Source organism: Agromyces laixinhei, assembly GCF_006337065.1.
GTDB lineage: Bacteria > Actinomycetota > Actinomycetes > Actinomycetales > Microbacteriaceae > Agromyces > Agromyces laixinhei.
Map to the genome: position 1 here is coordinate 823,134 of NZ_CP040872.1, position 13,480 is coordinate 836,613.

Here is a 13,480-nt window from a genome sequence, read left to right on the forward strand (position 1 = left end):
GCTGTGCAGCGAGCCACGATGCCACGACGGTCAGCTCGGACTGGGAGCAGCGACGCCCCGGAGTGCACCAGTTGCCGTCTGCCCGGGAATGCCCCGGTCAGCTGGAGTGTTGTATCAGAGTCCGGGTGCGTACGACAGCGCACCGGAAGGAGGAGAGCGTGGGCATCAGTTACGTCGAGTTCGAAGACGACGGCGGAATCCTTCGTCGCTACCGCAAGCACGTGAACGGCCGCGGCCTCGTGGCCACGACCGCCAAGGTCGACCCGACCGCGTGGGTCGACCCGACGGCCTACGTCGATTCCGGTGCCGAAGTGCAGCGCGGCGCCCAGATCGGGCCGGGCGGCTGGGTGGAGGGCGAAGCGATCATCGCCGAACGTGCCGTCGTCGGCGTCAACGCGCACGTCTGCCGCAACGCCGTCGTCGGCCGCAACGCGGTCGTCGGTCCGTACGCGACCATCGGTCGCGACGCGAAGGTGCAGAACGGCGCACGCGTGCCGCGCGAACTCTCGATCGCCGCCGGCGACGAATACCGCGCGTCGAGCGACGACCTGCGCCGCCTCGGCCTCGCGGCCTGAGCATCACTGGCGCGCCATGGCCACCCGCATCCGCTCGTCGGGATCGATGAAGTGGTCGTGGTCGTCGTCACCGAGATCGATCTGCACCCAGTTGATCTTGCCCGTGAACCGGCTGGATTGCGGGGTGTAGTCGGGGCTGACCGCGGTACCCGACTCGTAGCCGACGTCGGTCGTCTCATCGGCTGAGAAGACCATCGGCTGGGTCATGCCGACCCGGCCCGTGCCGACCGAGGCGCCGTCGTAGTACAGGGTGACACCGCCGCCCTTGGCGAGGCCGCCGCCGTCGTAGGCGAACTCCATGCGCACCTGATGCGTGCCGGACGGGATCGGCGAATCGGCCGTCGTCGTGAACTCATGGATGCCGAGCACGTTGTAGACGAAGACGAGCTTGCCCTCCTTCACGTACACGCTCCACCCGCCGAAGCGGCCGCCCTGCGCGATGATCACGCCGTCTGCGCCGCCATCCGGGATCTCCACCTCGGCGGTCACCGAGAACGACTTGTTCTTGATGCTCACGACGCTGTTCTCCGACAGGCGGCCCATGCCTGCGAAGAGCAGCTGCGAGTCGCCCTGCACCAGGGTCGGCCGCCCCGCCAGATCGGGGTTCAGCCGTTCACCGGTTCGGTCGTCGAGGGGCAGCACGTTGTACTTGACCGCCTCGATGAGCCAGAGCCGTTGCAGTTCGTGCAGCTTGTCGGGATGCTCCTTCGAGAGATCCCGCGCCTGACTGTAGTCGGCACTGCCGTCGTAGAGCTCCCAGTCGTCGTCGTCGAATGGAACCGTGTCGGCGATGAGCTCCCAGGGAGTGCGGTGCTTCGTGACCGCGCTCCACCCCTTGTAGTAGACACCGCGGTTGCCGAACATCTCGAAGTACTGCAGATCGTGCCGCTCGGCCTCGTCGGGCGCGTTGAAGGTGTAGAGCATGCTCGTGCCCTCCATGGGCGACTGCTGCACGCCGTTCACCATCGTCGGTTCGGGCAGTCCGGCCGCCTCGAGGATGGTGGGCGCCACGTCGATGACGTGGGTGAACTGGGAGCGCCGCCCCCCCTGCTCCGTGATGCCCTTCGGCCACGAGACGATCGTGCCGTTGCGCGTGCCGCCCCAGTGCGAGGCGATCTGCTTCGTCCACTGGAAGGGCGCATCCATCGCCCAGGCCCAGCCCACCGAGTAGTGGTTGTACGAGGTCGGGGAGCCGAACTCGTCCATCTTGGAGCGCATGAACTCCGGCGTCTCGAGCGCGGCCATGCCGTTGAAGTTCGCCATCTCGTTGAAGGCGCCGTTCATCGTGCCCTCTGCCGACGCGCCGTTGTCGCCGATGATGTAGTAGATGAGGGTGTTGTCGAGCACCCCGAGGTCTTCGATGGCGTCGATGACGCGGCCGACGTGGTGGTCGGTGTGCTCGAGGAATCCGGCGTACACCTCCATCTCGCGTTCCAGCACGGGCTTCAGCTCGTCGGGCATGTCGTCCCACGCGGGAATCTCGGCGTGACGCGCCGTGAGCTCCGCATCGGCGGGGACGATACCGAGTTCCTTCTGCTTCGCGAACGTCTTCTCGCGTTGCGCGTCCCAGCCGTCGGCGAATGCTCCGGTGTACTTGTCGATCCACTCCTTCGGCACGTGGTGCGGCGCGTGCGTTGCGCCGGGCGCGAAGTACACGAAGAACGGCTTGTCGGGCATCAGCGCCTTCTGCGTGCGGATCCAGTTCACGGCGTGGTCGGCCAGGTCTTCGGTCAGGTGGTAGCCCTGTTCGGGCGTCGCCGGTGGTTCGACCGGCGTTGTTCCCTCGTACAGGGCCGGATCCCACTGGTTGTTCTCTCCGCCGATGAAGCCGTAGAACGTCTCGAATCCGCCGCCGCCCGTGGGCCAGGCATCGAACGGCCCCATGGGCGAGGACTGCCAGACCGGCACCTCGTGGCACTTGCCGAACTGCGCGGTCGAGTACCCGTTCAGCTTCAATGTCATCGCTACGGGAGCCTTCGTGTTCGGCTTCAGCGAGCTGTTGCCCGGCGCCGAGGTGGCGGTCTCGGTGATGCTGCCCATGCCGACCGAGTGATGGTTGCGGCCGCTGAGCATGGCGGCCCGCGTGGGCGCGCACAGCGCGGTCGTGTGGAATCGGTTGTACATGAGGCCGCGTGCGGCCAGCTTCTCGGCGTTCGGGGTGTTGCACGGGCCTCCGAAGGCGCTCGATGCTCCGAAACCCGTGTCGTCGATCAGCACGATGAGCACGTTCGGTGCGCCCTCGGGCGGCAGCAGCGGCTCGATCGGCGGATACGCCGTGTCGGGATCCTTCGCGTCGTAGGTCGTGAGCCCGGGGGCCGGGCGATCGGGGATCGGCAGCATCGTGCGCGCGTGGCGATCTGGTTTCATGACATTCCCCCGTGTCGGTGCGGCAGGGTGCTGCGGCGAGATGCTGCGGCATCCGTCGACACCTCGGCCGCGTTCAGCTCGGCGACGACGGGGTCACCGTACCCAAGGCCGTGCTCGGCCGAATCACGCAGATCGCATGATGCGTGCGGGCAGCCGGCGGCCGTGCGGGCAGCCGGGTCAGGGGGCCGGTCTCGCCCTCGCCCACCTGGCGGGGAGGTTCGGGCCGTCCCAGACCTGGATGACGCCCCACGCCGCCGCGGTGATCGGCACCGCGAGCACGGCACCGACGATGCCGCCGAGCACGGTGCCGATCGTCAGGGCGACGAGGATCACGAGTGCGTGCAGCTTCATCGAGCGGCCCATCAGGAACGGCTGCAGGAAGTTGCCTTCGAGCTGGTTCACGAGCACCACGACCCCGACGACGAACAGGGCATTGACCAGGCCGTTCGAGACGAGGGCGACCAGGGCGGCGAGGATGCCGGCGAGCGTGGCGCCGACGATCGGGATGAACGCGAGCAGGAACACCAGCACCGCCAGGGGCACCGCGAGCGGCACCTGCAGGATGAGCAGGCCGATCAGGATGCCGACGGCATCGACGAGCGCGACGGCCGCCGTGCCGCGGAGATATGCACCGAACACCGCGACCGTCTTGCCGCCGATGCGGTGTGCGCGCGCGTAGTCTTCGCCGTGGAAGGGGCGCAGCAGGAACGCCCACAGCTTCGGTCCGTCCTTCAGGAAGAAGAAGAGCACGACCGCCATCAGCACGAACCCGGTGACGAAGTTCGCCACGGCGCTGACACCGGCGATGGCGCCGGAGCCGAACTGCGCGCTCGTGACGAAGCCCTGCAGCTGCGTGGCCCATGCGTCGAGCTGTTCATCGTCGATGAACGACAGGGTCTTGACCCACGCGAGCACATCCTCGAAGCCCTGTTGCGCTTGCGCGGAGAGATCGGCCCACTGGTTGCGCACCGCCCAGACGATCAGCCACACGACACCGCTGATGAGCGCGATGATCGTCAGCAGTGTGATGAGCGTCGCGAGCAGCGAAGGTACGCCGTGTGAGCGCATCCAGTGCATCGCCGGCCAGAACGCGGAGGCCAGGATGAGCGCCAGCACGAGGGGGATGGTGACGAGGGTCAGCGTCTGGAGGCCGAAGATGATCGCAGCGGCGACCACGACGACGACGATGATCTGGATGGCGCGGATCGCGAGACGGCCGAACCCATCCGCCCACAGGCTTCTCGGCGGCGTGGCGGCTTGCAGTTCGACCTCGGCGGGCGGTGCGCTTCTGGCCGGGGCGTGCTTGCGGAAGAGCGGCATTCGTCAAGGCTAGGTGCACGTCGCACGTTCGGGCGAGGGCTTGCCGCGACGGCCCGAGGCAGGTAGTGCGGCCGGGTTGCCGCTCAGGCGACCGGCAGTTCGCCCGCGAGCAGCTCGAGCGTCTGCTCACGCCCGGGAGTCGTGTCGGTCGGCTCGGAGTCGTAGGAGCCGCCGATCGGGGCGAGCATGATCTCGTCGATGCCGTGGCGGGCCGCGAGGGTGCGCAGTTCCGCCGCTGCGCTCGCCGGGTCCGCGATGATCCAGCGTTTCTCCATGGCGGCGATGATGTCGTCGCCGACCGAGTCCGCGGGGGCCGCTGCGGCTTCTTCGACGGTTTCGAGCTGGCGCATCGGTCGGCCCGTGCGCAGCCGCGCCATGGAGTGCAGTTGCGGCAGCGCCCTGGCGCGCGCCTCGTCGGCACTCGGAGCGACCGAGGCGTTCACGGTGAGGAAGGTCTCGGGCGCGGGGTGCGCCTCGCTCGGCCGGTACTCAGTGCGGTAGAGCTCGAGCGCCCGCTCGAGCCCCTCGCCAGAGAAATGGTTCGCGAACACGTAGGGCAGCCCGAGCTCGGCGGCGAGCTTCGCCGAGTAGTCGCTCGATCCGAGGAGCCAGAGCGTCGGGACATCCGTCGCCGCAGGAGTCGCGCTGATCGCGTACTCGCGCCCGCTCGTGAGGCGGAGCGATGCGCCGTCGGGCGAGAGCAGGCTCAGGATGTCGGCGATGTGGTCGGGGAATCGGTCGACCTCGGCCGTCGGGCCGCTCACGCGGAGGAGCTGGGTGATCACCGGGTCACTGCCCGGCGCCCGCCCGATGCCGAGGTCGATGCGCCCCGGAGCGAGCGCCTCGAGCGCGGCGAACTGCTCGGCCACGACGAGCGGCGCGTGGTTCGGCAGCATGACGCCGCCGGATCCGACCCGGATGCGTTCGGTGCGCGCGGCGATCGACGCCACGAGCACGGGCGGCGTCGTCGAGGCGACGGAAGGCATGTTGTGGTGCTCGGCGAACCAGTAGCGGGTGAAGCCGAGTCGGTCGGCGAGCTGTGCGAGGCGAACGGATGCCGCGAACGCGCCGGCGCTCGTCTGGCCGGTGCGCACCGGAACGAGGTCGAGCACGGAGAGGCGGGGCGAAGGAGTCATCCCTGACGGCAACCGGGGCGCGGCGCGGTGTATTCCGGGGCGGGCTGCCACTGAGGCGATCGGAGGGGAGCCACTGACGCGGCCGCGGCGACGGCACCGTTGGATGATCTCGTCGTGAGCGCCGCCTGAAATCAGCTCGGCCGTCGGAGCACCGCCCAGTGGGGCGCGCATGGACCCGCGACGATCTCGAAAGGACGCATCCGTGAACACCCCCATGCCGTCGGCCATCGCGGCCGACCCCGTCACGCTCTCGCTGCGCGAGGCACTCGCACTCCTCGACGACCGGATCACCGGTCGCGTGCTGATTCCCGGCGATCCGGGCTGGGACGACGCCCGCTCGGCCTGGAACCTCGCCGTCGACCAGCACCCCGCAGCAGTCGTCGTCGCGGCCGATGCCGACGACGTCGCCCAGACCGTGCGAGCGGCGAAGGGACTCGGCCTCGCCGTCGCCCCCCAGGCCACCGGCCACAACGCCGCTCCGCTCGCCGCGGACGGCGGACTCGCCGACGCGATCCTCCTGCGCACGCACGAACTGCGGGGCGTCGAGGTCGACGCCGAGGCCCGCATCGCCCGCGTCGAGGCGGGCGGCCAGTGGGGCGACGTCGTCGCCGCGGTCGCACCGTTCGGACTCACCGCGCTCGCCGGATCGTCGCATGACGTCGGCGTCGTGGGCTACACGCTCGGCGGCGGAGTGAGCTGGCTCGGCCGCTCGCACGGACTCGCGGCCAACCACGTCGTCGCGATCGAACTCGTCACGGCCGACGGCGTCGCACGCCGGGTCGACGCCGAGCACGACGCCGAGCTGTTCTGGGCGCTCCGCGGCGGCGGCGGCGACTTCGCCGTCGTCACCGCCGTCGAGGTCCGGCTCTTCGACGTGCCCGTGCTGAGCGCCGGCATGCTGCTCTGGCCGATCGAGCGAACCGCCGAGGTCTTCGCCGCATGGTCGGAGTGGACGGGCGGCGTTCCGACCACCGTCACCTCGGTCGCCCGTGTGCTGCGTCTGCCGCCGATGCCCGAGCTGCCGCCCTTCCTCTCCGGCCGCTCGCTCGTCGTCGTCGAGGTCGCGATGCAGGAGGAGCCGGCCCGCGTCGACGAACTCCTCGCGCCGCTGCGCGATCTCGCACCCGAGATCGACACCGTGCACCCGCAGGCCTCTGCCGAGCTGCTGCAGCTGCACATGGACCCGCCAGGGCCGACTCCCGGGCACGGCGACGGCATGCTGCTCGCCGAGCTGCCTCCCGCCGCGATCCGCGCTTTCGTCGAGGCGGTCGGGCCGGATGCCACGTCGGCACTGCTCTCCATCGAGATCCGGCACCTCGGCGGCATGCTGGCTCCGGGCGTCGCCCGCGCCGCGGCATCCGTGCAGGGCATGCCAGAGCCCGGAGTCACGGCCGGATTCGACGCCGGATTCCTCATGTTCGGCGCCGGTATCGCGATGCCGGGCAACGGCGATGCACTCGCCGAATCGCTCGGCCGGCTGTTCTCGGCCCTCGAGCCGTGGCGCGGTGACACCGACTACCTGAACTTCGCGGAGCACGCCCGCCCCGCCGGCCGGTTCTTCGGTGAGAACCTGGAGCGACTTCGTGCCGTCAAGCGGGCCGTCGACCCGACCCGGATGATGCGTTCGAATCACCCGCTCGGCTGAGCGGGGGCTGTCGATCGGCTGAGTGGGACTGTCGCTCGTGCCCCGGTCTTCATAGGCTGGGACGAGCGACACCGTCGTCGCACGACCCCGGGGAGGATCGATGACAATTCACTACGCATTGCCCGTTTCAGCCGACTTCACGGCGCTCGCCGGAGCACACTATCCGGCGATCACGATCTACGCGTCGACGTCTCCCGTCGTCAGTGAGCGTGAGCGCGCAGAGGTCGCGGTGAAGAGCTCGTTCGACGAGGCGATCGAACGAGTGAAGGCGTCGGGCGCTGCGACCACCGAGCTCGACGCGCTCCGCCGCGAGCGCGACGCCGTGATCGCCGACCAGCAGCTCTGGGCGGGCCTCGCCCGGTCGCTCGCGATCTTCGTCGCCCCCGGGTTCACCGAGGTGTTCGTGCTGCCCAACCACCTCGACGACGCCGTGCACGTCGGCTCGCATTTCACACTGGGCCAGCTGCTGCGGGCGCCGAGTCAAGACCAGGAGGCGTTCGCACTCACCCTCTCGGCCAACGAGTGGTCGCTGTGGCACGCCACCCCGACCGATCGGGCGGTGCGCCTCGACGTCGACGAGTCGCACGACAAGAGTCTCGACGACGCCACCAATCGCGACCCCGAGAACGACGACAAGCCGCGCGGCGGCAAGCACGGCGACCGGGGCGTGAGCGGCGACGAACGCAAGAAGGCCTTCCTCGAGCTCTACGCGAAGCGCGTCGCCGACGCCACCCGCCACGAGCTCCTGCAGCGCGACCCCGACGGGCATGTGCCGCTCTTCGTCTTCGCCGCCGAGCCGTTGCTCAGCCTCTTCATCGACCGGCTCCGCAACGGGCGTCGTCTGGTCGGCGTGCCCGGCGCGCCCGACCGGCTCGGCGCCGCCGAGATCGACGAGGCGCTTCGCGAGCAGCTCGGCCGGCTGAACGTCGCCGAGGCCGACGGAGCGCTGCGGCAGCTCACCGAGGGCACCGCAGGGCGCGTCGAACGCGATCTCGCGGCGATCGCGAGGGAGGCGGCAGACGGCGCGGTCGAGGTGTTCTGGTTCGACTTCACGACCTCGGTGAACGGCACGCTCGACCGCGAGTCGGGCGCCGTCGAGTTCGCGAGCGGGAATGGCGGCGACGAGAAGCTCAGCGACGGCACCCACGCGGGAGACCTGCTGCCGCAGCTCGCGCTGCTCGTCATGTCGAAGGGCGGCAGGGTCGTCACCGTGCGAAGCGATGACCTCGACGGCACGGTCTGGTCGGGACCGGCGATGGCCGAGTTGAGGTTCGCGTTGGCGTAAGGCGGCGGCACGGATTGGTTCAGCGGGCGGCGCCGACCCGTTCGCGAAGGGCGTCGGCGCGCTCACGCAGGGGAATGACGAAGCCCTGCCGCCAGCGGAAGCGGATGACGATCTCCTGCGCGTGTGCGTCTTCGATCATCGCCTCGACGTGGCACTCGGTGAGTGCGCCGGGCCGGTCCGTTCGCGGCGGCGTCTCGCGCAGTTCGAGCCAGAGGCTCTCGGGGTGGGGCACGACGCCGGGGTTCGCGGCGACGAGTTCGAGGCTCCAGCCCGCGCTCGCGCAGAGGCCGTAGCCCGAGACATGGATCAGCCGGGTGTCGGTGTTCTCGAAGACGGTCGCTCGAAAGTCGGCGGCCGAGTATTCGCAGTGCTGCGATCCGTTCATTCCGCCGAAGGTAGCGGGTCGGAACTGAGACGGCCTCAGTGCTGGCGCTGAGTTTTCCGGGCCACCTCCTGTGCCGCCGAGCCCATCGGTACGACCGACCAGAGGCACGACCGGCCCAGAGGGACGGGCCCGGCCCCTAGGGTGGAACGCATGCGATTCGGAATGTTCGTTCCCCAGGGTTGGCGCTACGACCTCGTCGGCATCGAGCCGGCCGAGCACTGGCAGACGATGCTCTCGCTCGCCGAGTACGCCGATGCTCCCGACTCGGTGTGGGAGTCGATGTGGGTCTACGATCACTTCCACACCACGCCAGTGCCCTCGGCGACCGAGGCGACCCACGAGGCGTGGAGCCTCATGGCCGCGTTCGCCGCGTCGACGTCACGCGTGCGCGTAGGCCAGATGTGCACGTGCATGAGCTACCGCAACCCCGCCTACCTCGCGAAGGTCGCCGCCACGGTCGACCACGTCTCGGGCGGACGCCTCGAGATGGGCATCGGCGGCGGCTGGTACGAGCACGAATGGCGTGCCTACGGCTACGGCTTCCCGTCGATCCCCGAGCGGCTCGGGCGCTTGCGCGAGGGCGTCGAGATCATGCGCCAGGCCTGGACCACCGGCAGTGCGACGCTCGACGGCACCTACTACCAGGTCGACGGTGCGATCGTGCAACCGCAGCCGGTGCAACCGGGCGGCATCCCGATCTGGATCGCCGGCGGCGGCGAGAAGGTGACGCTGAAGATCGCGGCGAAGTACGCGTCGTACACGAACTTCGTCGGTTCGCCCGAGGTGTTCACGCACAAGAGCGAGGTGTTGCGTGCGCACTGCGAGAAGGCGGGCACCGACTTCGAGGCGATCACCCGCTCGTCGGAGTTCTTCGTCGTGATCGGCACCGATGCGGCAGACGTCGCTGCGCGCCTCGACCGCATCGAAGCGCGGGTCGCGCCGTACCTCGGGCCCGATGCGACGGAGCGCTTCATGGCCGAGTATCGTGCCGGCGGCCCGGCCACGCTCGTCGGGACGCCCGACGACATCGTCGCGCGACTCGAGGAGCGCAGCCGGCTCGGCCTCGGCTATGCGATCAACTACTTCCCCGAGGCGGCCTACGACCGTTCCGGGCTCGAGCTCTTCGCGTCGGAGGTCGTGCCGGCGCTTCGGTAGCGGGCATCCCGCCATCCGCTCGCGGGGCGGGCGATGCCCGCGTCATCCGTGACGGTTGCGTAGGGCAGCGCGAGCAGGTCGCCGGCGTCGAGATCGCCGGGCAGGGCGATCGGAGCGGGCGCGAGGCATCCGCTCGCCGCCGTCAGGAGCGTGGGGGCGACTCGCGCGACCGAGGTGCGCCCGATGAGTCGCGCCTCGGCCCATACCGGTTCGAGGGCGCTGAGATCGGCATCGATCGTCGCGGTGCGATTGCCGTGCCGAGCGGATGCCTCGAGCACCCGCACGACGACGACGCCGGAGTTTCTCGTCGCGGAGGCGAGCCGGCCACTCGTGCCCGGCGCGGCCGCCGGCCCGAGATGCACGGCGGGTGTGCCGCACAGCTCGGCGAGGCGCAGCAGCGACACGCCGCCGACCGAGACGTCGCTCGTCGAGGCCGTCGTGGCCGCCGGCCAGTGATCACCGGCGATCGGGTCGGGAATCGAACGACGCAGCGTCGGCAGGATGCGAGTGAGCGTCATCGTCGGCTCCGCGGTCTGGGCATGTTTCAGTTCTACGCCCGACCGTGGTGCGGTCGCCCGTTTGTTACGTCACCTGAGTGTGACGTCGCACGAGCTGCGGCGGCTACGCGGCGAGGGCTTCGTCGAGCTTCTCTGAGAGCTCGGAGTCGGTCGGCTCGGTGAAGTGCGTGCCGTCGGGGAAGACCACGACCGGGATCTGCGTGCGGCCGCTGATCGCCTTCGCGCGGTCAGCACCGTCGGCGACGGTTTCGAGGTCGATGTAGTCGTACTCGACGCCGCGGCGGTCGAGCAGCGCCTTCGAGCGCCGGCAGTCGCTGCACCACTCGGCGCCGTACATCGTGACGAGGGCAGGGTTCAGGTCAGTAGCAGGGGAAGCCATACCAATAACCTACGTGGGTACCGTGTCGAATATTCCCGGGCCCGCCGGTTCCTGCGCGTCATCGTCCCTCAGCGTCATGGTTCCTCAGCGTCAGGGCGGGCCCGACCGCGTCTGCCGGCTTCTACGCGGTGTCTTCCCACGGGAGCTCAGGCCATTCCGATTCGAGGAGGTTGGCGAGTCGGGTGGGTGAGGTGGTGGCGGTGCGCCAGGTGCCGTGGGGGTCGAGCCAGGTGGGTGGTCGGATCTGGGGTGCGCCGTGGTGCATTCGGATGCCCCATCCGGAGGTGTCGATGGTGCGGTGGTGGTACCAGCAGAGGAGTACGCCGTTGTCGGTGTGGGTGGGGCCGCCGCGGTTGTCGGGGGTGACGTGGTGGATTTCGCACCAGGCGGCGGGCACGGTGCAGCCGGGGATGAGGCAGCCGCCGTCGCGGAGGGTGATGGCGCGGCGTTGGTGTGGGGTGAAGCAGCGTTCGGGGGAGCCGAGTCGGGTGATGCGGCCGGCGTCGTTGAGGGTGATGATCTGGATGCCGCCGGTGCAGATCATGTGTCGAGCCGCGCGGAGCGAGACGGGCAGGCTGATGCCGTCGGCGTGGGCGGCGCCGCGGCCGGCTTCGAGGTCGGCGTCTCGGACGCTGACGAGTACGGTGGGGGCGGCGCCGCCGATGCTGGGGTGTTCGCCGGAGCGGGCGGCGGTGTCGATGATCGCGGCGAGCACGTCGTGGCGTTGCTGGTCGGTGGTGCGGGTTTCGGCTTGTACGGCGAGGTCGGCTCGTTCGGCCTCGGTGAGGAATCCGCCGCCGGAGCGTGGGGAGAGGTGGGCGTCGAGGAGACGTTGCAGTTTCGCGGCGATCTCTGGCAGGAGTTCACCGCTCAGGCCGATCAGCCCGTCACGTGCGCGGCCGAGTCGGAGGCCGCGGCGGCGCATGGCGCGTTCATCGTCGGGTTCGGGGCCGTCTTGGTCGAGGAAGCCGGCCCATGCTCTGGCTTGCACGGCCAGTTCGTCGGCGGACGCCCGCACCGGTGCGCCGTCACCGGTACCGGTGGCCTGCTCGACGAGTGCACGCTCGGCGGTGTCGAGGTGGGCGGGGTCGGCGACGGTGCGGGTGCGCCCGAGTTCACGGATGATGGTGTGTGCGGCGTCGAGGCCGAGGCCGCCCGCGGTCAGCGCGGCAGCGACGTGCGGGTGCTCGGGGGCCAGCGGTTCACCGGTGAATCCGGCACGGGGGCGGGTCGCCGCCCCGACGGTGACGCGGCGGCGTGCCTCGCTCCCGGAGACCTGTGTCACCCGTTCGAGGAGTTCAACGGGCGAACGGCAGCCCTTGCGTGCCGAGAGTCGTTCGGCGCCGAGCTCGACCCGGCTGCGTTCGGCGACCTCGCCCGCGAGGGCCGCGCGGTGCGCGTCGACCTCCCGGCCGAATGCTTCGTAGGCGCCGGCCACGAGCAGCAACTCCTCGTCGTCGAGGCGCTGAGGCGTGTCGACGGCGAACACGGCGGCGAGTTGCGCGCCGATCTCGTCGAGCGCCTCTCGAATGCCTGCCATACCCCTGATCCTGCCACTGCCCACCGACATTCCACCGCCCCGCGAAACCCAGCACAACCAGCCATTTCAGGAGCGCGATATGGAAGCCGGATACCGCCTGGTTCCTTCGAGATCAGCAGGAGCGTGCAACGAGAGAATGGTCACGACCGGGAGGCGTAGTCGCTGACGTACAGGCCGGGAAGAACCTCGCGGTCGCGTTCATGTGCGAATCCCGCTGCCTCGTAGAGCCGTCGCGCGGGGAGGTTGTCGCGACCGGTCGAGACGACGACGCGTGGTGCAGTCTGGAGCACTCGCCTGACGAGCCTCGCGCCGATTCCGCGCCGGTGATGGGCCGGGTCGACCACCAGGCGATCCACATCCACGGTGCCGTCGTCGACCTGGTAGGCGAGCGCTCCGACGATCCGGCCGTTCTCGGTCTCCAGCAGCCAGTGAAGGCCCGCCGCAACCAGCTCATCCTCACTCTCACGCAATGCCGGAATGCGGTCGTCGCGAATCAACGCGGCCTCGACGGCATAGGCGACACGTTGCAACCGAACCAACGATGCGGCGAAGTCGCCTACCTCGTCTGCCGCCACCTCCAACTCGACCATGGGCTCATCCTCGCAGCAACCGACTGCCACTCGGCCGGAACGAAGCCGGCCACGCTCCCGACACGACTCGCCGCGACGATTCGAGCCACTGACGGCCGCCCTTTCCGCTCAGCCGCCGACGTGGAAGACTCGGCGCCATGCGATTCGAGACGACGATGTCCCAGGTCGGCAACAACACCGGCATCGAGGTGCCGCCCGAGGTGATCGAGGCGCTCGGCGCCGGCAAGAGACCGCCCGTCGTCGTGATCGTGAACGGCTACGAGTACCGCAGCACGGTGGCGGTCATGGGTGGCCGGTTCATGATCTCGTTCAGCTCCGACAAGCGTGCAGCGAGCGGAATCCGCGGCGGCGACCCGATCGTCGTCGACCTCGACCTGGACACGGCACCGCGCACGGTCGAGGTGCCGGCCGATCTCGCCGCAGCCCTCGAGGCGTCGGGTGCTCGGGCGGCGTTCGACGCCCTTTCGCCGAGCGCGAGGAAGGCGCATGTCACGGCAGTCGAAGGCGCCAAGGCCGCCGAGACCAGGCAGCGCCGCGTCGACGGAATCGCGGCGAAGCTCTCGAACGTGTGACCTCGCTGTCGGC

At 69.7% G+C, this 13,480-nt stretch carries 13 protein-coding genes; 5 read left to right on the forward strand and 8 right to left on the reverse strand.

Going from position 1 to position 13,480, the window contains the following annotated elements; all coding sequences use genetic code 11:
• Nucleotides 1-158 precede the first annotated feature (158 nt).
• Complete coding sequence (locus tag FHG54_RS16270; protein WP_168197092.1) at nt 159-575, forward strand: transferase; 417 nt, start codon at nt 159-161, stop codon at nt 573-575.
• A gap of 3 nt (nt 576-578) precedes the next feature.
• Here the strand turns inward: FHG54_RS16270 and FHG54_RS03940 are convergent, their stop codons facing one another.
• The 3 genes from FHG54_RS03940 to FHG54_RS03950 all read right to left on the reverse strand — a co-directional run bounded on the left by FHG54_RS03940 (nt 579) and on the right by FHG54_RS03950 (nt 5,398).
• Nucleotides 579-2,942, reverse strand: a complete 2,364-nt coding sequence (locus FHG54_RS03940) for an arylsulfatase (protein WP_139416112.1) — start codon at nt 2,940-2,942, stop codon at nt 579-581.
• Nucleotides 2,943-3,119: 177 nt separating this feature from the next.
• Nucleotides 3,120-4,262: an AI-2E family transporter gene (locus FHG54_RS03945; protein WP_139416113.1), complete on the reverse strand. Its 1,143-nt coding sequence runs from the start codon at nt 4,260-4,262 to the stop codon at nt 3,120-3,122.
• A gap of 83 nt (nt 4,263-4,345) precedes the next feature.
• The gene (locus FHG54_RS03950) at nt 4,346-5,398 is read right to left on the reverse strand and encodes an LLM class flavin-dependent oxidoreductase (RefSeq protein WP_139416114.1); all 1,053 of its coding nucleotides are present in this window, start codon (nt 5,396-5,398) and stop codon (nt 4,346-4,348) included.
• Nucleotides 5,399-5,600: 202 nt separating this feature from the next.
• Between FHG54_RS03950 and FHG54_RS03955 the strand changes: the two genes are divergently transcribed.
• Together FHG54_RS03955 and FHG54_RS03960 are read left to right on the forward strand one after the other, a co-directional pair.
• A complete protein-coding gene (locus FHG54_RS03955; protein WP_233437866.1) occupies nt 5,601-7,043 on the forward strand; it encodes an FAD-binding oxidoreductase in 1,443 nt (480 codons plus the stop codon).
• Between the two features lie 100 nt (nt 7,044-7,143).
• Complete coding sequence (locus FHG54_RS03960) at nt 7,144-8,328, forward strand: baeRF11 domain-containing protein (RefSeq protein ID WP_139416115.1); 1,185 nt, start codon at nt 7,144-7,146, stop codon at nt 8,326-8,328.
• A 19-nt stretch (nt 8,329-8,347) separates the two neighbouring features.
• On the opposite strand, the gene FHG54_RS03965 is transcribed toward FHG54_RS03960, so the two are convergent.
• Nucleotides 8,348-8,713, reverse strand: a complete 366-nt coding sequence (locus FHG54_RS03965; protein ID WP_139416116.1) for a hypothetical protein — start codon at nt 8,711-8,713, stop codon at nt 8,348-8,350.
• A gap of 150 nt (nt 8,714-8,863) precedes the next feature.
• Here FHG54_RS03965 and FHG54_RS03970 point away from each other — a divergent pair, with 150 nt between their 5' ends.
• A complete protein-coding gene (locus tag FHG54_RS03970; protein WP_139416117.1) occupies nt 8,864-9,868 on the forward strand; it encodes an LLM class F420-dependent oxidoreductase in 1,005 nt (334 codons plus the stop codon).
• Here FHG54_RS03970 and FHG54_RS03975 read toward each other — a convergent pair.
• The 4 genes from FHG54_RS03975 to FHG54_RS03990 all read right to left on the reverse strand — a co-directional run bounded on the left by FHG54_RS03975 (nt 9,811) and on the right by FHG54_RS03990 (nt 12,895).
• Nucleotides 9,811-10,386, reverse strand: a complete 576-nt coding sequence (locus FHG54_RS03975) for a hypothetical protein (protein WP_139416118.1) — start codon at nt 10,384-10,386, stop codon at nt 9,811-9,813. The genes FHG54_RS03970 and FHG54_RS03975 overlap by 58 nt on opposite strands.
• 103 nt (nt 10,387-10,489) lie before the next feature.
• Nucleotides 10,490-10,765 carry a glutaredoxin family protein gene (locus tag FHG54_RS03980; protein ID WP_139416119.1) on the reverse strand — a complete coding sequence of 92 codons (276 nt, stop codon included), beginning with the start codon at nt 10,763-10,765 and terminating at the stop codon, nt 10,490-10,492.
• Nucleotides 10,766-10,886: 121 nt separating this feature from the next.
• The gene (locus FHG54_RS03985) at nt 10,887-12,305 is read right to left on the reverse strand and encodes an HNH endonuclease signature motif containing protein (protein ID WP_168197093.1); all 1,419 of its coding nucleotides are present in this window, start codon (nt 12,303-12,305) and stop codon (nt 10,887-10,889) included.
• A gap of 140 nt (nt 12,306-12,445) precedes the next feature.
• A complete protein-coding gene (locus FHG54_RS03990) occupies nt 12,446-12,895 on the reverse strand; it encodes a GNAT family N-acetyltransferase (protein WP_139416121.1) in 450 nt (149 codons plus the stop codon).
• Between the two features lie 137 nt (nt 12,896-13,032).
• Between FHG54_RS03990 and FHG54_RS03995 the strand changes: the two genes are divergently transcribed.
• A complete protein-coding gene (locus FHG54_RS03995) occupies nt 13,033-13,467 on the forward strand; it encodes a YdeI/OmpD-associated family protein (RefSeq protein WP_139416122.1) in 435 nt (144 codons plus the stop codon).
• The last annotated feature ends 13 nt before the right edge of the window (nt 13,468-13,480 follow it).

Bases quoted from the DNA above. Each gene is read 5' to 3' on its own strand.
- FHG54_RS03985 (WP_168197093.1), bottom strand. From the start codon at position 12,305: ATGGCAGGCATTCGAGAGGCGCTCGACGAGATCGGCGCGCAACTCGCC.
- FHG54_RS03995 (WP_139416122.1), top strand. From the start codon at position 13,033: ATGCGATTCGAGACGACGATGTCCCAGGTCGGCAACAACACCGGCATC.
- FHG54_RS03970 (WP_139416117.1), top strand. From the start codon at position 8,864: ATGCGATTCGGAATGTTCGTTCCCCAGGGTTGGCGCTACGACCTCGTC.
- FHG54_RS03945 (WP_139416113.1), bottom strand. From the start codon at position 4,262: ATGCCGCTCTTCCGCAAGCACGCCCCGGCCAGAAGCGCACCGCCCGCC.
- FHG54_RS03950 (WP_139416114.1), bottom strand. From the start codon at position 5,398: ATGACTCCTTCGCCCCGCCTCTCCGTGCTCGACCTCGTTCCGGTGCGC.
- FHG54_RS03965 (WP_139416116.1), bottom strand. From the start codon at position 8,713: ATGAACGGATCGCAGCACTGCGAATACTCGGCCGCCGACTTTCGAGCG.
- FHG54_RS03960 (WP_139416115.1), top strand. From the start codon at position 7,144: ATGACAATTCACTACGCATTGCCCGTTTCAGCCGACTTCACGGCGCTC.
- FHG54_RS03975 (WP_139416118.1), bottom strand. From the start codon at position 10,386: ATGACGCTCACTCGCATCCTGCCGACGCTGCGTCGTTCGATTCCCGAC.
- FHG54_RS03980 (WP_139416119.1), bottom strand. From the start codon at position 10,765: ATGGCTTCCCCTGCTACTGACCTGAACCCTGCCCTCGTCACGATGTAC.
- FHG54_RS03940 (WP_139416112.1), bottom strand. From the start codon at position 2,942: ATGAAACCAGATCGCCACGCGCGCACGATGCTGCCGATCCCCGATCGC.
- FHG54_RS03990 (WP_139416121.1), bottom strand. From the start codon at position 12,895: ATGGTCGAGTTGGAGGTGGCGGCAGACGAGGTAGGCGACTTCGCCGCA.